Source organism: Flavobacterium mesophilum (assembly GCF_039581405.1).
Classification (GTDB): Bacteria; Bacteroidota; Bacteroidia; order Flavobacteriales; family Flavobacteriaceae; genus Flavobacterium.
Window position 1 is genome coordinate 948990 of record NZ_JBCPXZ010000002.1, and the last position, 20783, is coordinate 969772.

Annotated in this window: 19 protein-coding genes; 9 read left to right on the plus strand and 10 right to left on the minus strand. The window is 31.5% G+C overall.

The annotated features are described in order from the left end of the window. Positions 1-2 precede the first annotated feature (2 nt). From AAYQ19_RS08520 to AAYQ19_RS08560, 9 genes are all read right to left on the minus strand, one after another. Positions 3-872: a glycosyltransferase family 2 protein gene (locus AAYQ19_RS08520; protein WP_343535814.1), complete on the minus strand. Its 870-nt coding sequence runs from the start codon at positions 870-872 to the stop codon at positions 3-5. Next, positions 865-2166 (minus strand): O-antigen ligase family protein, encoded by a 1302-nt coding sequence (locus tag AAYQ19_RS08525; protein WP_343535815.1) that lies wholly within the window; start codon positions 2164-2166, stop codon positions 865-867. Before AAYQ19_RS08525 ends, AAYQ19_RS08520 begins: the two co-directional genes overlap by 8 nt. Beyond that, complete coding sequence (locus AAYQ19_RS08530; RefSeq protein WP_343535816.1) at positions 2163-3170, minus strand: polysialyltransferase family glycosyltransferase; 1008 nt, start codon at positions 3168-3170, stop codon at positions 2163-2165. The genes AAYQ19_RS08525 and AAYQ19_RS08530 overlap by 4 nt, the downstream gene beginning before the upstream one ends. 10 nt (positions 3171-3180) lie before the next feature. After that, positions 3181-4596 (minus strand): lipopolysaccharide biosynthesis protein, encoded by a 1416-nt coding sequence (locus tag AAYQ19_RS08535; protein ID WP_343535817.1) that lies wholly within the window; start codon positions 4594-4596, stop codon positions 3181-3183. A 36-nt stretch (positions 4597-4632) separates the two neighbouring features. Then, a complete protein-coding gene (locus tag AAYQ19_RS08540) occupies positions 4633-5883 on the minus strand; it encodes a sialidase family protein (RefSeq protein ID WP_343535818.1) in 1251 nt (416 codons plus the stop codon). Between the two features lie 45 nt (positions 5884-5928). Continuing rightward, positions 5929-6543: an HAD family hydrolase gene (locus AAYQ19_RS08545; RefSeq protein ID WP_343535819.1), complete on the minus strand. Its 615-nt coding sequence runs from the start codon at positions 6541-6543 to the stop codon at positions 5929-5931. After that, positions 6530-7228 (minus strand): acylneuraminate cytidylyltransferase family protein, encoded by a 699-nt coding sequence (locus tag AAYQ19_RS08550; protein ID WP_343535820.1) that lies wholly within the window; start codon positions 7226-7228, stop codon positions 6530-6532. The genes AAYQ19_RS08545 and AAYQ19_RS08550 overlap by 14 nt, the downstream gene beginning before the upstream one ends. Before the next feature lie 4 nt (positions 7229-7232). After that, on the minus strand, positions 7233-8765 hold the full coding sequence (locus tag AAYQ19_RS08555) for an aldolase catalytic domain-containing protein (RefSeq protein ID WP_343535821.1): 1533 nt from the start codon (positions 8763-8765) through the stop codon (positions 7233-7235). Between the two features lie 82 nt (positions 8766-8847). Further along, the gene (locus AAYQ19_RS08560) at positions 8848-9273 is read right to left on the minus strand and encodes an adenylyltransferase/cytidyltransferase family protein (protein ID WP_343535822.1); all 426 of its coding nucleotides are present in this window, start codon (positions 9271-9273) and stop codon (positions 8848-8850) included. A gap of 448 nt (positions 9274-9721) precedes the next feature. Here AAYQ19_RS08560 and AAYQ19_RS08565 point away from each other — a divergent pair, with 448 nt between their 5' ends. From AAYQ19_RS08565 to AAYQ19_RS08580, 4 genes are all read left to right on the plus strand, one after another. After that, positions 9722-10687 carry a T9SS C-terminal target domain-containing protein gene (locus AAYQ19_RS08565; protein WP_343535823.1) on the plus strand — a complete coding sequence of 322 codons (966 nt, stop codon included), beginning with the start codon at positions 9722-9724 and terminating at the stop codon, positions 10685-10687. Positions 10688-10736: 49 nt separating this feature from the next. Beyond that, positions 10737-12599: an ABC-F family ATP-binding cassette domain-containing protein gene (locus AAYQ19_RS08570; RefSeq protein ID WP_343535824.1), complete on the plus strand. Its 1863-nt coding sequence runs from the start codon at positions 10737-10739 to the stop codon at positions 12597-12599. Positions 12600-12735: 136 nt separating this feature from the next. After that, positions 12736-13206 (plus strand): FKBP-type peptidyl-prolyl cis-trans isomerase, encoded by a 471-nt coding sequence (locus AAYQ19_RS08575; RefSeq protein ID WP_343535825.1) that lies wholly within the window; start codon positions 12736-12738, stop codon positions 13204-13206. A gap of 26 nt (positions 13207-13232) precedes the next feature. Next, a complete protein-coding gene (locus tag AAYQ19_RS08580) occupies positions 13233-14012 on the plus strand; it encodes a class I SAM-dependent methyltransferase (RefSeq protein WP_343535826.1) in 780 nt (259 codons plus the stop codon). Between the two features lie 54 nt (positions 14013-14066). Here the strand turns inward: AAYQ19_RS08580 and AAYQ19_RS08585 are convergent, their stop codons facing one another. Then, complete coding sequence (locus tag AAYQ19_RS08585) at positions 14067-14729, minus strand: DUF6565 domain-containing protein (RefSeq protein ID WP_343535827.1); 663 nt, start codon at positions 14727-14729, stop codon at positions 14067-14069. 291 nt (positions 14730-15020) lie between these two features. Between AAYQ19_RS08585 and AAYQ19_RS08590 the strand changes: the two genes are divergently transcribed. The 5 genes from AAYQ19_RS08590 (at position 15021) to AAYQ19_RS08610 (ending at position 20781) form a co-directional block, all read left to right on the plus strand. After that, a complete protein-coding gene (locus AAYQ19_RS08590; RefSeq protein ID WP_343535828.1) occupies positions 15021-15713 on the plus strand; it encodes an ABC transporter ATP-binding protein in 693 nt (230 codons plus the stop codon). A gap of 81 nt (positions 15714-15794) precedes the next feature. Next, complete coding sequence (locus AAYQ19_RS08595) at positions 15795-16364, plus strand: cob(I)yrinic acid a,c-diamide adenosyltransferase (protein ID WP_132989660.1); 570 nt, start codon at positions 15795-15797, stop codon at positions 16362-16364. Positions 16365-16579: 215 nt separating this feature from the next. Then, entirely contained in the window at positions 16580-16801 is a 222-nt protein-coding gene (locus AAYQ19_RS08600) for a DUF2795 domain-containing protein (protein WP_007138072.1), read from the plus strand. A gap of 88 nt (positions 16802-16889) precedes the next feature. After that, positions 16890-20234, plus strand: coding sequence for a preprotein translocase subunit SecA (gene secA, locus AAYQ19_RS08605; RefSeq protein WP_343535829.1), 3345 nt, complete (start codon positions 16890-16892; stop codon positions 20232-20234). 100 nt (positions 20235-20334) lie between these two features. Further along, the gene (locus AAYQ19_RS08610; RefSeq protein ID WP_343535830.1) at positions 20335-20781 is read left to right on the plus strand and encodes a hypothetical protein; all 447 of its coding nucleotides are present in this window, start codon (positions 20335-20337) and stop codon (positions 20779-20781) included. Positions 20782-20783: the final 2 nt, after the last annotated feature.

Consider the following 20783-nt stretch of genomic DNA (forward strand, 5'->3'; position numbering starts at 1 on the left):
ACTTATTTAAACCCCAAGTATCCAATCGCATAATTATTTATAATTTTTAAATATGTGATTCTTTTTTCTTGTTTTACTAAATGCCTCAAAGAACAGAACAATCCGAGTGCTGCAATGGATTTTACTATTTTTTTTAACGTCTTAAATTTAGAAATCGAACTATCAATTATCCTTTCAGATCTTCCAAGCTCTTTAGAATAATTTAAAATATAATTTTCGTTTAATTTTTCATTAATTTTATGCAGTATATTTTGTTTCGGGTCATAATAAATTTTGTACCCCATTAAACGAGCTCTATTCTGATAATCTACTTCTTCTCCACCTCCAAGTTTCTTACCATTACGTCCTAAAGCTGTATCATATAAGCCAATTTTAAGCGCATCGATCCTTCTTATAGCAAAATTTCCGCCCATAATACATGTTACAAATTTTGGCTGGTCGCCTAAATCAAAAACACTCACCAGATGATAATATTTCAACGGAAGCCAAGCGGGAATATTGATTTTATGTGGCAACACTTTTCCTCCAGAAATTATAATATCTTTATTTGCAAATATTGCATCACAAGTTTTGAAATAATTGGAAACCAACTCAATATCATCATCTAAATAGATCAAAATATCACCTAAAGCTTCATTTAGTCCACGATTTCTTGCATGCGACAATCCTTGCTTAAGTTCTAAAAAATACTTAACATGATTATTACCCAAATACTCTTGTTTAATATTAACCGTTTGATCTTTTGAATTATTATCAATAATTAATATTTCAAAATCATTCCTATTTTCTATCACTTCAAGAATAGAATCAATAGTTGCTTTCAAAAATTCATAACGATTATAACTACAAACAATAATACTATATTTAATCATTATCTAATTTTAATTTATTTAAATTACTCTTTACTAATTTCATCTGTTTTATTTTGTTATCATACAGAAAAAGAAACATCCCGTAAAGAAAACTCATGAAATAAGGATAATAACTGAGAAGAATTGTACTTAAAAAAAAAGCACAAAATGCTATATAATAACTTAAAAAAACATTCCTATTTAAATTAATAGCTTTTTTACTTAGTCGTAAAATTTTATAAACAAATAATAAGTAAAGTATAAATGCTATAATACCTTGTTCAAATAGTATTTCTAAATAATTTGAGTGAGTTGCTAATTTATCAATTGCTTCGTCTCCCAAGCCATAAAAACCAACACTTTCTACATAACTTAATAAATTCGAATTTTTTGATCCCTTACTAATATTTACAATATTACCAGGGCCGATACCAAGCAAAGGAGATTGGGCAAATTGTTTCATACCTGAATTCCAAGAAATTATTCTTGGAAGTATGGTTTCATCACCACTTTTTTCGCTAAAGGATGATAAGGATGTAATTTTTTGAATAGTTTCAATTGGTTTAAAAACGGCTGAAGCTACTATTAACCCTAGAAGAATTACGCTCAAAATAGGAAACATTTTCGATCTTAAGAAAATAAAATTGTTTCTATAATAAAAAAGTAAAGCAATTCCTAATGAGACCATCCCTCCTTTAGATCCAGATAATAATATGGATAGCGATATAATAAGAATATAAAATATTTTATTTTTTGTCTTACTAAAATAAATGAAACTAAAGGCAGTAATAAGAAAAGTACAAAAAAAGTTTGCATCCACAAATAGCGAAATTCTTCTGTATATTGTAATTCCACCAAAACTTCTCACCGATCCTCCATCATCAACCTGTCTTAATAAAAATAGAGCTCCAACAAAGCAAATTAAAACGACAACTTTTAAATTTTTCAAGAAAACTACCTGAAGATATTCAATGTTGTTTTTTTTCACCGCCCTAGATAAGAAGCCATAAATTAAAAACACAAAAAAGTAAATTGTCAAAATATCAAGCCATTTTTTGAACGAATAAAAAACATCTTGAGAGTTTAACGCGGAAAACAGTACTACAATGATATAAGACACTATAATCTTAAACACATTTCGAACTTCCTTTGATGAATTTGCAACAAACTCTTTATAGCTAAAAAAAGGTATTAAAAGTAAAAAAAGAGCTCTTGCAGGGTAAAAGTCAAAAAATCCAACGTAGAATATTTGTTGTAATCTTTCTGTACAGAATACTATAAGTACTATTATGAAAAAATAAACCTTATTTTTCATTTATCAGAAGGAATTGAAAAATCATTAGATGATCTAAAGTTGGCAAACATTTTATCTTTTTCCCATAGAAATGAATATGATTTTACCTTATGCCCAAAGAGTCTAGCATAATGAAGCAACGAAGATGTAAAGCCATAAATAATCAGTTTTTTACTTCTCAAAAATTCAAATTCAAGAATTACATTATTGTCTAAAACAATAACCTCAATCTTTTCAGACAAAATATCATAAATTTTTCTTATATTATCTTCATTTTGTGCTGGATGAAATTTTACGTATATTTTATAACTTTGAATATCATTTAAAACTTCATAAATTGATTTAAAAAATAAATCCATGGACAAATTACCTTGCTCAACTATCGCCTCAAAAACAAATATTGTACTATTATCATTTATTTTTTTTTCCATAAAATTTAACTCGTGAAAATCTAATGCAATTTCTTTTTTTTCAAAAAGAGATACTTCTGAAAAAGCATTCGGAGTCAAGTAATAAAAAATAGTTTGTACTTCTTTTTTTATAAAAAAATCAATATTTGAGCGAACTCTAAAAAATCTTCTTTTGCCATATAATCCTAAAATATTAAAAAATAAATTAATAAAACTAAACTTCAAAGAAGAACTATTATCATACAATTTCTTTGAAAGACAATTTACGCCTTCTTCTAAAATATGAACGGCTACACATCGCTCATTCGTGTAAAGGATTTGAAAAAAAGGATGGGCAACATGTGGTAGATAAATAGTAAAATCATTATTTATCTTATTTTTTATAAAATTGTCTATCATTTTTATTTGTTTCCAACCCTTAAAAAAATTCAAATAATTAATTCCCTCAAGTTCCTGAAAAAAAATATCTCCATCTATATTACTATAATCAAAAGAGTTTTTAAATCCTCTAGTTAATAAAAATAAAATATCCTCTTTTTGAAGTTTCTCTTTTTTGATTACTCCGTTTGCAACAATTAAAGTCGTATTACTATGAACTAGAAAAACATGCTTCATTATATAATTTCTATAATTTTATTTTTTTTAATAAATGCAAGCAATAATAGAAATCTTTTCTTATCAAAAAACAAAAACAGATAATTCCTAAAGCAAAAACAGAGATTAATATTGTCGTATTTTCAAGGAAACTAAAACACAAAATCATTATCGTAATAATCAGCAACATCATAATATAAAATGCAAGATTATATATTTTCGCACTCCTCCAAGAATATTTAATTCTTGACAACATCATTACAAAATGAGATAATCCAGTCGAAATAACTGCTCCATAAAGCCCCCATAAAGGAATTAAAAGAAAATTAAAAATTACTGCTATCACGGCTCCCCAAACACTTGAATAAAAATAATATTTACTCTCTCTAGTTGCAGAAAAATTGGCTCCAACAAAACCGGAAATCGATGAAAACAATGATGCCAAAGAAAGTATTGGAATATAAAGCCAGGCATCCAAAAATTTAACATCAGTAACTAATGCAGTTAAACTTTTACCTAAAGCACTTAATGTAATTACACAAATTCCAAGAAATATAAAAACTAACTTTAATACCTGATTGTAAAATTTCTCATAATTTTCTTTTTTATATTCCTCAATTACTGAAATCTGCCAAGATACCATAAATACTGAAAAAAGGACATTAATTAAAGATGGAAATTTATATGCTACAGCAAAAAGCCCAATAGCATGCATCCCTAAATACTCTTCCATTATTGGTCTATTTAAAGATCCTACTAGCCACCACATTATAGCATTTGGAATCAGAGGAACAGAATATTTTGCCATTTCTTTATAGCGGTCAAAACTTAAAGCATTAAATGAAAAATACTTATAAGATTTTGAATGCATAAATGCGTAAATAGCCGAAATAAAATACGAAAGAATTTGTGCAATAAAAAAACCTTTTAAACCAAATTTATGAACTAAAACTATTGAAAAAAATGCCGTTAACAATGTTAGAACAACTCCTGAAATTGCATATACTAAAATCTTATTAATACTGCGAGCAAACTGTTGCAAAAAAGTTTGAAGAAATAAGGATACAATTAACAGATAAATATATTCCATATTATCTGTTATACTTTTAAGGATTTTTTGTTCAATCAGAATTTCTTTTGTTCCGTACAACAAAAAGGCCGTCACAAACAACAATATCAAAGAACCAATAAAACCAGACGAAAAAAATTGCTTTTGTTTACTGAACTCTTGGTCTTTAGGGAAAATAAAAATTGATTCTGATATACTTAGCGTAAAGATCCCAATTAAAAGATTGACATAAATCAATGCATTATCAGATGTCCCATAATCTTCGACGCTAAGCCATTTAGTGTAAAAAGGAAGCATCAAAAAAGCAATCATTTTACTTCCAATATTCCCTACAAAAACAAGAACTGTATTTTTTCCTAACTCCTTAAATTTACTCATTTTATTTTGTTCAAATCAATTATCAAAATCGTATGACTATTTTAATGAGCTAATTTTAGATCTAAAAACTCCTCCATAACTTCCTTTTATTATCATATCTTCATGCACTTCTATAAACTGAATTGTTCCAACCAAATTGCGAGAAAAATCGTGAACAATATTAAGTACTCCAGGTTCTGTTTCTATCATATCTGGGTACGATACATGATTACCTCCATTGATAGTCATTTTGTATGGCCATGTTACCCCATCATCTTCTGATAAGAAAATAACTAAATTAGATCTCGTTGTCGCATTATTAAATATTAATATTAAGCGACCCGATTTTAATTTTCCAAGATGAAATCGTGCTACAGTTGTGCTACCTAAATCAGTAAATTTTTTACTCATATCCCAGATTGCGCCATCTTTACTTTTAGAATAATAAATACCATCAAATGTACGCACCATACCAAGAAACGATTGATCCTTTAATTGAACAATCATATGTTCATGTATACCCATAATATCAGGATTAACAGGAATAAAACCGATCTTTGAGAAATTAACTAAACTATGTTCTCCATAACTAGCGCTGTAAATAAATGGTCTATGCAACAACGCATCACCTTCATACCACCTTGCTATAGGAAAAAAAAATTGACCTGAAGCTTCTGAATAAAATGGTTTATTAAGCATACTCCCTTCTGCAATTCTTCGCGGAGGAGTAAAGTGGATAGTGTTATCTTCTTCTGAAAATTCTAATTTAGAATACCATACTATTGCCCATTCTTTCTTTAAATTTTCTTTTTTTTGCACATACTTGTGCCAAGCCATATATAAATTACCAAATTTATCATTAAAAAAACAGGGATCTGCTACTCTTGTAGAGTCTTCAGGATTAACATAAATTACTAGCTTATCATTAGACCAAGTTCTTCCTTTATCTTTACTCAAAGACAAAGTCAAATAATTATCATTGCCCTCTCCTTTACCACCTGTCACCCAAGCTGCATATAAATAACCTAGATTATCTTTCCCTATTGAAGGAATACCTTGCCAAGTCCTTCCCGAGATATTATACTTAGGGTTGTCATTTTGATCTAATAAAATTCCTCCTTCGAGATATAAATCAGATTTCAATGCCAGATTCTTAGGAAGCAAAGTAAATCCTTTCTCTGTAGTATCTTCTGGATTTGTTGTATCAACTGGAGGCTTTCCTGTATTTGAAACAGGATCTTTTTCTGAACTGCAAAAAGAAAAGAATAAGACAAAAAAAACAAAAAAAACAGGTAATATTTTTCGCATGAGTATTTATCTATTATTTTTAAAATTTGATTTGTTCTAAATATTTTACTGAAAAGAGGTAATATATTTGACGGTTTTATCTAAAAGTTTTTCATTATTATAGCCTATAAAAACAATTTCATTAACTTCTGCCGCCTCAAGATCGTTATATGAGTCACCAATCAAACATGTTTCTTCTTTTTTATACGCACTTTCAAGTAGTAGTTTCTGCACCAATTCTTTTTTTGGAGTTGGTGAGCCATGAATAGAAATGAAATATTTTGATAATCCAAGTTTCTCACAAATGTATCTAAGTTCATTACCATCTGAACCTGAAACTACATGCATGTTGTATTTCTTATGATTGTCTTTTATAAAATTCAGTGAATCTTGTATCAACAAATTTTCATCCAAAAGATTTTCTAACATTACGGCTGAAAATTGCTCTGCTAATGCCAGAATTTCATCATCCGTTATAGATTCTTTTCTTATTTCTTCAAAAAAATATCTGAATTTATGATATCGAGACAAACCTCCATTTTTTTGATGATAATTCATTAAAAGTGAAACTTGATCTTGAGGATATTTTTGCAAAACAATTTCAAAACCTTTGTCACGAACAGGCATTGAATCCATTATGACACCATCAAAATCCCACAGAATTGTCTTAAAATTTTCCATCTAAATGTTTATAAATTAATTCAGCCAATTCAAAGTCATCTTCCCAATCAACATCAAACGACTTAAATCCAGACTGCTCCATTAAAAATGGTTTTTGTCCAATTCTATCTTGACTGTTTAAATAAATATTTCGAGAAGCAATAAAAAATGCACTATCAATTTCATATAATGGCATTAAATCTTGTGTTCTCGGCCATTTGACATCTGAAATTCTATTTATTAAATCATTTTTTTCTTTAGACCATAAAAAGTTTTGAATAGTTTTAACGCTCATTAGAGAATCATAACCTTCAGCCAGTCCCTTAAAATATGCTGTAATGGCCGCATCATAATCTTCGCCAGTTACAAAGGGTGAAGTTACATGAGTCCATAAAAAGTTTGTAGTATTACAGATTGAAGGAACATAATTCACTAAATCTATAAGATTTGTACTGCTGAGTGCCAAATGATCTGGACGCTCAATAACTTTTAATCTACTCTCATTCTTAGCAATTCCATTTCCGAAATCTAAAGATGCTTCATCATTAGAGGACAAAATTATTTCATCAACTAATTTGGTCTTTAGAAGCTGGCCTAACTTAACTTGTAATAGTCCATTAGGAACATCTGCAAAAATTCGGGTATTTTTATTTATTACTCTTTCACTACCTTTTCTCGTAGGCAAGAATACACTAACTGTTTCCATGTAATTATTTATAAAGTTCAGAATAAACAGATTCCTGAAGCAAACCTTTATATTTTGTAGGAGTAACAGACTTTAAAATATAATTGTCCTTTGAAAAATTTCTAAACAAATATTCATTCTCATTAAACAACTCTAATTTATGCTGCGTAATCTCACCATTATATCCATCATATCCACAAAAGATTAATTCTTCAACATTCATTTCTTTTGTTAATTGAAGAACTAAAGCCGTAATAGAATTCTTGTATTTTTCTGTGACATTAATTTCGGATAACTGATAAGAATTCGATTTAAAATTAACAGGGATATAAGTTCCCATTGTTCGAGGAAAAGGTGGCAGTATTGCAATTCTATTATTTGGTACAGAATTAAACACTTTTTCTAATCGATGTCCCTCATTTCCTGCCAAACAATGAAATTGTTTATTATCGCAATCATTTAAATAAGCAACATTCCTTGAACTAGAATGGATTATGACAACATCTGGATTCAATGACAAATAGCTTTTAAGCGCATCAATATGCTCTTTAACACTATCACCTCCTCCAACAATTAAAGCTTTTTTAAATACTTCAGTTGGATGATATTCACTTAATGTTTCATTATCCTTTATTCCTTTCGATTGATTGCTTAAAGCTCGAATTATACTATTATAAGAATAATAACGCTTTCCAACCCAATCCATAACATCTTTCTGAGGCAATGAATTTGCACCAGAAACCATATAAGGCAGGTTTGTTCCCCACTCATATTCTTTCTGCAATTGTGTAAAAGCATCAGTAACTGAACTCAAAGCATTAAAATCAACTTCTAAATTGTTTTTTTGATTCAACGCAGTAAGCAACAATTCTGTTTTTAAATTTCCTGCACCACGCCCCATTCCTGTTATCGTTGCGTCAACCATATCAGCACCGCACTCAATCGCAGTAAGCGTGTTTATCAAACCTAATTCTAGATTATTATGTCCATGAAAACCGATTTTTGTCTTCATTTGTGAACGAACCAACGAATATATTTCTTTTACATCTTCTGGATAAACGCCACCATATGAATCTACCATATAAAAATAATCTGCAACACCATCGACATATTTTAAATTAGATAGAAACTCTGGCAAGTTTTTCCATTTTGACATATACATTACGTTGAATCCTAGCTCAAATCCCATTGATTTAACTTTTTTCGCCAAATCAATTGCTCTTAACAATTTTTCGGGATCAATAGCAATTCGAACCATTGTAATTATGCCAAGACAAGGCTTTAACAGCTCTTCAACGGTCTCAATATCAATATTTTTTTCATCTAATATAATTACTAGTTTTTTATTTGATATGCGAGCCAGTCTTTTTAGCACAAAATCAGGACAATAAAAATACTCGCCGTAATATCCTGATAATTTAGGACTTCTGTAGCCAACTTCTAAATAATCAACGGGCAAATCATTCATAGCCGCGATATATGTATCAACTAAGTTTTTATCGAAATCCCAATTGGTATAATATCCTCCGTCACGTAATGTACAATCTAAAATTTTCATATATTTTTATTATAACTTAACCATTTATAAATCAAAGAACATCTTTTCAAATTATTATTCTTTCGTATAAATGTAAAGGTAATTATTTTACTCTTTTTAATTCTTTTACTGCAACTTCTTTTCTTAATCCACTGCTTGAAAAACGATGATCTCTAGTATTAAAATACAATTGTATACCTTTCTCTTCACAATAAGCTCGCCCTGAAAAATTTTTATCTTTATACTCATCTCCAAGTATACGAACATCAATTTTAAAAGCGCGCAGAATATCATCTAAATCTTGTTCTGTGGCATAAGGAACAATTTCATCTACAAATCTACATCCTTTTAATTGAATATATCTTTCAACAACGGTTTGCGTTGGGCTATTTTTTTCGGGACGATCTATTGTAGGGTCTGTCTGTAAACCAACAATCAAATAATCACATTGACGCTTAGCTTCTTCCAGCATTTTTATATGTCCAGCGTGCAACAAATCAAATGCACTAAATGTGATTCCTATTTTCATATTTTAAAAATATTTTTTGCAATTTTACACTTCCTTTCAGCACACGGCTTCGCCCCTCCGACTCCCAAAAATTGAAAGCAGAAAAATTTACATTAGCGGCAAATATATTGACAAATTTTAAGTTTTTTTTATTAAATAATACTTTAACAAAGCTGTTAAAACCATCATCACTCTATATAATATATTACACGTCAACAAGATAAGTAAAAACATGTAAGAATAGACCTCTAATATTTTTGCAAAAATACACTTCTAAAATGAATAGCAAAACAGCTAAAGAAAGAAATGTCTTAATTTAATACACTATAAGCTTATTTTTGCCCTCTAGGAATAACATCTTAATTTTTAAAAAATTGTATCTCTAAAAAATATTTTATTAAATAATTTCACATACAATTTTTAATAATTAAAATTACTTTTGCTATCTCATTGAGAGAAAAGTTTATACATGAAAAATCTCGCTTTTTTTTTATTTTTAATATTTCAGTCAACATATTCGCAAATATCGGGTTGTACGGATTTGTTGGCCAAAAATTACAATCCAAATGCTGTTGAAAATAATGGTAACTGTCTATATGAAAATTTAAAAGTAAGGCCAAAACATTCGATAAAACTGAATGATACTATTAACGAAACTTCAGGATTGATTGCTTTTGAAAATTTGCTTTGGACGCATAATGATGATCATGACAAAACCATTTATGGATTAGACACTTTAGGAAAGATTCAGAAAAAAATTATTCTGGATAAAGTTATCAATCATGATTGGGAAGAAATTTCACAAGACAGCACTCATATCTACATTGGTGATTTTGGAAATAATTATGCTGGAAATAGAACTGATTTGAATATTTTAAAAATCAATAAAAAAGATTTTCTAGATGGCAAACCAACAGCAGAAAACATCTTTTTCAAATATTCAGATCAAACTGACTTTTCTTCTCAAAAACCAAATACAACAAATTTTGACTGCGAGGCTTTTATTGTTTCGAAAGACAGTATTTATTTGTTCACCAAACAATGGAAATCATCTAAAACAAGCATTTATGTTTTACCAAATCAATCTGGAAATCATATTGCTCAATTAAAGCAAACAATTGACACAAAAGGCTTAGTTACAGGCGCGACTTATTTAGAATCTAAAAAATTAATTACGCTTTGTGGCTATTCTAAACTCGGAAAATCATTTTTGTATTTGTTATATGATTTTAAAAATCACGAATTTGATTCTGGAAACAAACGAAGAATCGATCTCCAGCTTTCTTTTCATCAAATTGAAGGAATTGCAACTACAGACGGACTTCATTATTATTTGACCAATGAAACATTAATTCGGAAACCAATTATTAATGTACCTGCACAAATTCATTATTTGGATTTAAGTCCAATTCTAAATCCCTACGTTCACAAATAATTCGCAAATCGGGAGATAAAAGTTTACTTTTGCAAAAAATTTTATTCTTGTGAATTACTTATCTGTAGAAAATATATCAAAGTCATTTGGCGAAAGAGTCCTTTTTGACAACATTTCTTTTGGAATCAACAAAGACCAAAAAATTGCCTTTATCGCAAAAAACGGTTCTGGAAAAACGACCATTATGAATATTATTAATGGTTTGGACGAACCGGATACGGGACAAGTGGTTTTAAGAAAAGGAATCAGAATGGCATTTCTTTCTCAAGATAATAACTTGCAAGATGAATTGACAATTGAAGAAAGTATTTTCGCTTCAGACAATGAAACTTTGAAAGTTATCGAAGCTTACGAAAAAGCTTTAGAGAACCCGTCTGATGAAGAAGCTTACCAAAAAGCTTTTGATGCAATGGATCAGCACAATGCTTGGGATTTTGAAACGCAGTACAAGCAGATTTTATTCAAATTAAAATTAGAAGATTTTAAACTTAAAGTAAAAAATCTTTCTGGAGGTCAAAAAAAGCGTCTTTCTTTAGCTATCATTTTGATCAATCGTCCAGATTTATTGATTTTAGATGAGCCGACTAACCATTTGGATCTTGAAATGATCGAATGGCTGGAAAGTTATTTCGCAAAAGAAAACATCACTTTGTTCATGGTAACGCACGATCGTTTCTTTTTAGAGCGTGTCTGCAATGAAATTCTTGAGCTTGACAATGGAAAACTGTACCAATACAAAGGAAATTATTCTTATTACTTACAGAAAAAAGAAGAAAGAATTACTTCTGAAAATGCGAGCATTGACAAAGCCAAAAACTTATTTGTAAAAGAATTAGAATGGATGCGTCGCCAACCAAAAGCAAGAACAACCAAATCGAAATCACGTCAAGACGACTTCTACATTATTAAAGAAAAAGCCCAAAGCCGACGTAAAGAAAATAAAGTTGAGCTTGAGATCAATATGGAAAGAATGGGAAGCAAAATCATTGAGCTTCACAAACTTTCTAAAAAATTCAAAGACCGCGTAATTCTAGACAATTTTAGTTTTGATTTTCAACGTGGCGAAAGAATCGGAATTATTGGTAAAAACGGAACTGGAAAATCGACTTTCTTAAATCTTTTGACAGGCACAATTCCGCCAGACAGCGGACGCGTTGTGAAAGGAGACACTATAAAGGTAGGCTATTACACACAATCCGGAATTAACCCAAAACCAGGACAACGTGTTATTGATGTTATCAAAGAATACGGAGAATACATTCCGCTTGCAAAAGGCAAGATTATTTCGGCTTCACAATTGTTGGAACGCTTTCTTTTCGATGCTAAAAAACAATACGATTATGTCGAAAAATTAAGTGGTGGAGAATTAAAACGCTTGTATTTGTGTACCGTTTTAATTCAGAATCCAAACTTTTTGATTCTCGATGAGCCAACAAATGATTTAGATATTGTGACTCTAAATGTTTTGGAAAGTTTTCTTTTAGATTATCCTGGATGCCTTTTGGTGGTATCGCACGACCGTTATTTCATGGATAAAATTGTCGACCACTTATTTGTTTTCAGAGGTCAGGGCGAAATTGAAAATTTCCCAGGAAACTATTCTGATTTCAGAGCTTACGAAGACAGCGCCGACGTTGCTCAAAAAGAAGAAAACAAAGCCGAAAAGAAAGATTGGAAACAAAACAACCCAACAGGAAATCTGACTTTTAACGAACAAAAAGAGTATCAAAAAATCGAAAGAGAAATTAAAGATCTTGAAGCTGAAAAAGCTAAAATAGAGCAATTATTTTCTGACGGAAAAGTTGCAGACGCTGATATTGAGAAAAAAGCAAACGAACTTCAAAACATCATTAATAAAATCGATGCAAAAGAAGAACGTTGGTTTGAGCTTTCTGCTAAACTTGAGGGATAAGGTTTTTGTTTCAGGTTTCAGGTTTCAGGTTTCAGGTTTCAGGTTTCAGGTTTGCCAAGAATGTTAAAAAACTGAAAACGGTGATTGCGACTGTGACTAAAAAACTATATTTACGTCATTTAAAAATAAATACCACATGAAAAAATTATTAGCCACATTATTTACAGTAACACTTTTTATTTCTTGCACGAGCTCGGATAAAGATTATACGACAACCCCACCTAAGGATTATTCTGCAGAAAACGAAAAAGAAATTACAGATTATTTAGCTAAAAATAATTTGACAGCTCAAGTATCAGAGTCTGGTTTACATTACATCATAAAAGAACCAGGAACTGGCAAACAACCTACAGGCACATCTACCGTTACTGTTTCATACAAAGGATACCTAACAAGCGGAAAAGTATTTGATGAAAATGTAAACGGGGCAACCTTTTCATTAAGCAGAGTAATTGCCGGATGGACAGAAGGAATTCCGTTGTTTAAAGAAGGAGGAAGCGGAGTACTTTTAATTCCTGCACATTTAGCTTATGGAAGCAACAGTGTTGGCTCGATACCTGCTGGTTCAGTACTAATTTTTGATGTAAAATTAATTTCTGTAAATTAATTCATATTCATCTGTAAAATTCTGAAATGCTTTTTCAAATAAAATCGTATCTCAAATTCCTTTGGAAGTCTAAAAATGAACATGCCGTACATTCGCCGTTTGTTTTTAATTTATTGACAAAGTGTTTTTATGATAAAAAAAGAAAACCGGAATACAGCATTCTTCAAAATTACAGAAAATCACTTTTAGAAAATCAAAATTTCATTGAAGTAACTGATTTTGGAGCAGGTTCAAGAGTTTTCAAATCAAATCGAAGACAAATTTCGAAAATTGCCAAAACTGCTGGAATTTCTTCAAAACGTGCTGAATTACTTTTTCGCGTTTCGAATTATTTTCAACAGCAAAATGTTTTAGAGATTGGGACTTCATTAGGATTAGCGACTGCCGCTTTGGCCTTAGGAAATCCTAGAGGAAAAGTAATTACAATTGAAGGTTGCCAAAACACTGCAACTATTGCTCAAAATCAATTGAATGAATTCGACTGCAACAATGTCGAAAATGTCGTTTCAGAATTTGAGTCTTTTCTAATTGCAGAAAATCTTCAATCTTCAATTTATGATCTAATCTATTTTGATGGAAATCATTCTAAAAAGGCAACCTTAGAATATTTTGAGCTCTTGCTTCCAACAATCAACAATGATTCCGTTTGGATTTTTGATGACATTCATTGGTCTCCGGATATGGAAGAAGCTTGGGAGATCATAAAAGATCATCCAAAAGTAAAAGTAACGATTGACACTTTTCAATGGGGATTTGTTTTCTTCAGATACGAACAGCCAAAAGAACATTTTATAATAAGAGCATAAAAAAGACAATCATTTCTGATTGTCTTTTTTTTCTAATTCAAAAAACGTAAAAATTTATTTTTTAGCATCCCTATTTTCTTCAGCTTTTGCTCCCATTCTGTTTATTTTGTACATAGGTGCAAATTTAATTTTCAAGCCAGCAATTTTTCTATTGTCTTCCGCTGTCAAACCTTCTTTTTCAACTGTATTTTTTCGGCTGTCTAATGCTTCATATAATACTTTAATTTCATCCCAATCTTCTCTCGAATAACGGTCTTTATTATCTTCAACAGTATGGACAAATTGCTGATATACGCTGTGAATATTTTGGGCATTTACCCAAGCAAAACTCATATCATCTCCAATTTTCCCTTCTCCAAACAAAGCATTTCGCAATTGTTGTTTCGGACTTGGAGCTGGCGGAGGCGCCAAAGCAACTGTCATTTCATTTTTAAAATCTTCATATTTAACTTTGCTAGCATTTATTCTTGCAGTTTCAGCAGTGTTATCTTTTAAATCTGCCAAAGCCGCTTGTGCACTTTCAGCCCTTCTATTATATTCGGCATCAACATTTTCCCAATTTGCTTTCAGCTCATCTGATTTGATATTTTTTACTGAATCTACATAAACTACGTATGATTCAATTGTCTTTTGCGCTCTTTCTTGTTTTTCATCCTTACATGATGTCAAACCTAATACTAATAACGTAATTCCCGCAGCTATTTTTATGCTTTTCATAATCTTGATTATTTAATTAATAGATAACCAAATTTACTACACCACAACTCAAAAAAAATTACATTATTATCACATTTTTAAAATTAAAAACATTTTAAAACTATAAAATTCACAAAACAATGATAATTATACAATTTCAATCACAAAAGATGTAACGCTTTTATACTTTAAAAGCTTATTCTTTTCAATATTATTTATTAAAACACCTTTTGTAACAAAATCCATTTCTAAACTACTTATCATTTTATTGAAAAGTGTTTTGTACTTTTAAATCCAAAATTGTAAAACAAAATGGCAAATCCATTAATTAAAATAACCGACATAAAACGAAATTTTACACTGGGCAATGAAATCGTTTATGTTTTAAAAGGAATTGATCTTGAAATAAACAAAGGCGAATATGTTGCTTTAATGGGACCTTCAGGATCTGGAAAATCTACATTAATGAACTTGCTTGGCTGTTTAGATACTCCAACTTCTGGTCGATATATTTTAAATGAAAAAGATGTCAGCCAAATGCGAGATGATGAATTAGCCGAAATCAGAAACAAAGAAATTGGTTTTGTTTTTCAGACATTTAATCTTTTGCCTCGAACAACCGCACTTGACAATGTTGCGTTGCCTATGATTTATGCCGGTTACGGAAAATCAGAAAGAATTGCCCGCGCCACTGAAGTTTTAAAACAAGTTAATCTGGGCGACAGAATGGATCATCAACCAAATCAGCTTTCTGGAGGACAGCGCCAGCGTGTTGCCGTAGCTCGCGCTTTGGTCAACAAACCCTCAATTATTTTAGCCGATGAGCCAACAGGAAACTTGGACAGTAAAACTTCTGTAGAAATAATGAAACTTTTCGGAGATATTCACGCACAAGGAAACACTGTAATTCTGGTAACTCACGAAGAAGATATTGCAGCTTATGCGCATCGCGTAATTCGTCTAAGAGATGGTTTAATCGAAAGCGACACCAGAAAATCTGTTTAACCGTTTATTTGGTTAATCGTTTAATCGCAAAAGAGAAAAACTTAGCATCTCAGCACCTTAAAACCTTAGCATCTTAAAAAAATGAAAGTATATACCAAAACAGGCGATAAAGGAACGACAGCTCTTTTTGGAGGAACTCGCGTACCTAAAGACCACATCCGTATTGACAGTTACGGAACTGTTGATGAATTGAATTCTTATATCGGATTAATTCGTGATCAGGAAATGAATCCGCATTATAAAACCATTTTAATAGAAATTCAAGATCGACTTTTTACTGTTGGTGCCATTTTGGCAACGCCGCAGGAAAAAGAAGTTTTAAAAAATGGCAAACTTCGTTTAGAAAATCTAGGAATAATCGATTCAGATATTGAATTGCTCGAAAACGAAATAGATACAATGGAAGAAAGCCTTCCGCCAATGACTCATTTTGTTTTGCCAGGCGGCCATCCAACTGTGTCACATTGTCATATAGCACGTTGCATTTGTCGCAGAGCGGAGCGTTTGGCAGTTCATTTAAGCCATAATGAACACGTTCCAGAAATAGCAATCAAGTACTTAAACCGACTTTCTGACTATCTTTTTGTCTTGGCACGGAAGTTGTCGTTTGACTTAAAAGCGGAGGAAGTAAAATGGATTCCACGAAAATAAATTTTCGTAAAATTCCAAATTTCTAAATCCCAAATTCCAAAATAAAAATTGGAATTTAGAAGTTGAATATTGAGATTTTATTGTCCTTTTTGGGGTTTGGAATTTAAATATTGAAATTTAACAAGAGACGTTCTTAAATTTTATTAAAATAAATCAAAATTTACTTGTCTTTTTCAGTAAAAAATTTATTTTTGCACAAACTAAACAGATAACAGATGTATTGGACATTAGAATTAGCATCGTATTTAAGTGATGCGCCATGGCCTGCTAACAAAGATGAACTTATTGACTACGCTATTAGAGCTGGTGCTCCATTAGAAGTAGTAGAAAACCTTCAGTCAATCGAAGATGAAGGCGAGATATATGAATCAATGGAAGAAATTTGGCCTGACTATCCAACAGACGAAGATTATCTTTGGAATGAGGATGAATATTAAAAAATAAACCAAATGAAAAAGTCTCTCATCATAGAGACTTTTTTTTTGGTTCAAATACATATTATATAATAAAGAAATACAATAAATCATGAGTTTCATAAACAGTATTATTAAAGTCTTTGTAGGTGATAAATCACAAAAAGATGTCAAAGCTTTACAACCTTACTTAAACAAAATCAAAACATTCGAAGCTCCTTTAATGAGTCTTTCTAACGACGAATTAAGAGCAAGAACCGTTTATTTTAAAGACAGAATTAAAGAAGCTAGAGCTGATAAAGATGCTAAAATTGCTTCGCTTAAAGCTGAAGTAGAAAACATCGAAGACATCGATAAAAGAGAAGCTATTTATGATGCTATAGATGCGCTTGAAAAAGAAGCATATGAAATCTCTGAAAAAACTTTATTGGAAATCCTTCCAGAAGCGTTTTCTGTAGTTAAAGAAACGGCTCGTCGTTTTAAAGAAAACTCACATATTGAAGTTACTGCAACTGCAAAAGACCGCGAATTTTCAGCAACAAAATCATACATTGCTATTGAAGGCGACAAAGCAATTTGGGCTAACAAATGGAATGCTGCAGGAAAAGATATCACTTGGGATATGATTCACTATGATGTTCAGTTGATTGGCGGTATGGTATTGCATGAAGGTAAAGTTGCCGAAATGCAAACGGGAGAAGGTAAAACTTTAGTTGCTACTCTTCCACTTTACTTAAACGCTTTGACAGGAAATGGAGTTCACTTAGTAACAGTGAATGACTACTTGGCAAAACGTGATAGTACTTGGAAAGCACCTTTATTCGAATTCCACGGTTTATCTGTTGACTGTATCGACAACCACCAGCCAAGTACAGAAGCTAGAAAAAAAGCTTACGATGCTGATATCACTTACGGAACTAACAATGAGTTTGGTTTCGACTACTTAAGAGATAATATGGCGCACTCGCCAAGTGATTTAGTCCAAAGAAAACACAATTTTGCAATTGTCGACGAGGTTGACTCTGTATTAATTGATGACGCTAGAACACCGCTTATCATTTCTGGACCAGTTCCTCAAGGAGATCGTCACGAATTCAACGAATTGAAACCAAAAATCGAAAACTTAGTTGGACAACAGCGTCAATTAGCAAATGGTTTCTTAGCTGAAGCTAAAAAATTAATCAAAGAAGGTAATACTAAAGATGGAGGTTTCCAATTATTGAGAGCTTACAGAAGTTTACCAAAAAATAAAGCATTAATTAAATTTTTAAGTGAAGAAGGAATCAAACAATTACTTCAAAAAACTGAAAATCAATACATGCAAGACAACAATCGTGAAATGCATAAAGTTGACGAAGCTTTATATTTCGTGATTGAAGAGAAAAACAATCAAGTAGAATTGACAGACAACGGTATCAAATACCTTTCTGGAGATACTGATGCAGATTTCTTCGTTTTACCAGACATTGGAACTGAAATAGCTGCAATTGAAAAACAAAAATTAGACAAAGACGCTGAAGCTGAAGCTAAAGAAAGATTATTCCAAGATTTTGGTGTAAAAAGCGAGCGTATCCATACTTTAACACAGCTTTTAAAAGCTTACGCTTTATTTGAAAAAGATGTGGAGTACGTTATCATGGACAACAAAATTTTGATTGTCGATGAGCAAACAGGTCGTATCATGGATGGTCGTCGTTACTCTGACGGTCTTCACCAAGCGATCGAAGCAAAAGAAAATGTAAAAATCGAAGCTGCAACTCAAACTTTTGCAACTGTAACATTACAGAATTATTTCAGAATGTACAGCAAATTAGGTGGAATGACAGGTACTGCTGTTACAGAAGCTGGTGAGCTATGGCAAATTTACAAATTAGATGTTGTTGAAATTCCAACAAACAAAGGAATTGCAAGAATTGACAAAGAAGATTATATCTACAAAACAACTCGTGAGAAATTCAACGCTGTAATTGAAGACGTAACTGAATTATCACAAGCAGGTAGACCAGTTCTTATCGGAACAACTTCTGTAGAAATTTCAGAATTATTAAGCCGTATGCTTAAAATGAGAGGAATCCAACACAACGTATTGAACGCGAAAATGCACAAGCAAGAGGCGCAAATCGTTGAAGAAGCTGGTAAAGCCGGAGTTGTAACTATTGCAACAAACATGGCTGGTCGTGGTACCGATATCAAATTATCTCCAGAAGTAAAAGCTGCAGGAGGTTTAGCAATCGTTGGTACTGAGCGTCACGATTCTCGTCGTGTAGACAGACAGTTGCGTGGTCGTTCTGGTCGTCAAGGGGATCCAGGAAGTTCTCAATTCTATGTTTCTCTTGAAGATAACTTAATGCGTTTGTTCGGTTCTGAAAGAGTTGCGAAAGTAATGGACAGAATGGGATTAAAAGAAGGTGAAGTTATTCAGCATTCTATGATGACTAAATCTATCGAACGTGCTCAGAAAAAAGTAGAAGAAAACAACTTTGGTGTTCGTAAACGTTTATTAGAATATGATGACGTAATGAACTCTCAACGTGAAGTAGTTTACAAACGTCGTCGTCACGCGTTGTTTGGAGAGCGTTTGAAATTAGATATTGCAAACATGCTTTATGATACTTGCGAATTGATCGTTAGCAACAATAAAATTGCAAATGATTTCAAAGGATATGAATTCGATTTAATTCGTTATTTCGGAATAACATCTCCAATTTCTGAAGCTGATTTTGCAAAATTATCAGATATCGAAGTAACTGGAAAAGTGTACAAAGAAGCTTTAGCTTTCTATACAGAAAAAACAGAAAGAAGCGCTAGAGAAGCTTTCCCAATCATCAAAGGTGTTTTTGAAGAACCAAACAATCATTTCGAAAGAATTGTAGTTCCATTTACAGACGGAATCAAAACGTTGAATGTGGTTACAGATTTGAAAAAAGCATACGAAAGCCAAGGTGCTCAATTGATCGCTGATTTCGAGAAAAACATCACACTTTCAATTGTGGATGAAGCTTGGAAAAAACACTTACGCAAAATGGACGAATTGAAACAATCTGTTCAATTGGCTGTTCACGAGCAAAAAGATCCATTGCTTATCTACAAATTAGAAGCTTTCAACTTGTTTAGAGGAATGTTAGACAACGTTAACAAAGAAGTTATTTCATTCTTGTTCAAAGGTGATTTACCTGCTCAAAACGCTCCAGAAATTCACGAAGCAAGAGAAGTTCGTCAACAAGAAAACTTGCAATTAAGCAAAGATGAAATTCCAAACAGCGAAAGCATGAATCGTGAAGCTGGAGAAAAGCAACAACGTCAAGTTACTGAAACTATCGTTAGAGATATGCCAAAAATCAACCGTAATGACAATGTTACGATTCAAGAAGTTGCAACTGGCAAAACTGAAACAATGAAATATAAAAAAGCAGAAACTCTTTTAGCTTCAGGAGCTTGGGTTTTAGTTAACGAATAATTTCTGTTTCAAATAACAAATATAAATGGACCCGACAGGTTTTAAAATCTGTCGGGTTTTTCATGTCTAAAAATCTCGTCCTGTTGTTTTTTAACATTAAATGACAAAAATCATTCTTGTAAATAATATTTATAATGTATTTTTGCTCTCGAAAACAACGAAACACACTTTGAAACGACTTTTCGTCATATTTCTTTCTTGCATGCTATTAGTTCCTTCTTTTGGCAGTTTCTTTGTTTATACCTCATTCAAATTAAATCAGGAAGAAATTTCAAAAACAATCTGTGTGCAGCGCAAAATGGTTTTCAACACCTGTAACGGTCGTTGTGAACTTCAAAAAAGCTTAAAAAAATACGCAGACAATGAAAAAAGAATGCAAAACAATCTGAAAGAAAAAGCAGAAGTAGTTTACATTCAGTCTTCAACTTTAAACAATTTCAAATTGACAGGACTTATCGAATCAAAAGCAAAAATTTTCGCTTCATTCGATAAAAAACCAATTGCAATCGCAAATTCAATTTTTCATCCTCCATCCTATTTTATATAAAT

Coding starts and splice junctions, on each gene's coding strand:
- AAYQ19_RS08565 (WP_343535823.1), top strand. CDS start 9,722: ATGAAAAATCTCGCTTTTTTTTTATTTTTAATATTTCAGTCAACATAT.
- AAYQ19_RS08580 (WP_343535826.1), top strand. CDS start 13,233: ATGCTTTTTCAAATAAAATCGTATCTCAAATTCCTTTGGAAGTCTAAA.
- AAYQ19_RS08520 (WP_343535814.1), bottom strand. CDS start 872: ATGATTAAATATAGTATTATTGTTTGTAGTTATAATCGTTATGAATTT.
- AAYQ19_RS08600 (WP_007138072.1), top strand. CDS start 16,580: ATGTATTGGACATTAGAATTAGCATCGTATTTAAGTGATGCGCCATGG.
- AAYQ19_RS08525 (WP_343535815.1), bottom strand. CDS start 2,166: ATGAAAAATAAGGTTTATTTTTTCATAATAGTACTTATAGTATTCTGT.
- AAYQ19_RS08535 (WP_343535817.1), bottom strand. CDS start 4,596: ATGAGTAAATTTAAGGAGTTAGGAAAAAATACAGTTCTTGTTTTTGTA.
- AAYQ19_RS08550 (WP_343535820.1), bottom strand. CDS start 7,228: ATGGAAACAGTTAGTGTATTCTTGCCTACGAGAAAAGGTAGTGAAAGA.
- AAYQ19_RS08575 (WP_343535825.1), top strand. CDS start 12,736: ATGAAAAAATTATTAGCCACATTATTTACAGTAACACTTTTTATTTCT.
- AAYQ19_RS08545 (WP_343535819.1), bottom strand. CDS start 6,543: ATGGAAAATTTTAAGACAATTCTGTGGGATTTTGATGGTGTCATAATG.
- AAYQ19_RS08590 (WP_343535828.1), top strand. CDS start 15,021: ATGGCAAATCCATTAATTAAAATAACCGACATAAAACGAAATTTTACA.
- AAYQ19_RS08585 (WP_343535827.1), bottom strand. CDS start 14,729: ATGAAAAGCATAAAAATAGCTGCGGGAATTACGTTATTAGTATTAGGT.
- AAYQ19_RS08560 (WP_343535822.1), bottom strand. CDS start 9,273: ATGAAAATAGGAATCACATTTAGTGCATTTGATTTGTTGCACGCTGGA.
- AAYQ19_RS08555 (WP_343535821.1), bottom strand. CDS start 8,765: ATGAAAATTTTAGATTGTACATTACGTGACGGAGGATATTATACCAAT.
- secA (WP_343535829.1), top strand. CDS start 16,890: ATGAGTTTCATAAACAGTATTATTAAAGTCTTTGTAGGTGATAAATCA.
- AAYQ19_RS08530 (WP_343535816.1), bottom strand. CDS start 3,170: ATGAAGCATGTTTTTCTAGTTCATAGTAATACGACTTTAATTGTTGCA.
- AAYQ19_RS08595 (WP_132989660.1), top strand. CDS start 15,795: ATGAAAGTATATACCAAAACAGGCGATAAAGGAACGACAGCTCTTTTT.
- AAYQ19_RS08540 (WP_343535818.1), bottom strand. CDS start 5,883: ATGCGAAAAATATTACCTGTTTTTTTTGTTTTTTTTGTCTTATTCTTT.
- AAYQ19_RS08610 (WP_343535830.1), top strand. CDS start 20,335: ATGACAAAAATCATTCTTGTAAATAATATTTATAATGTATTTTTGCTC.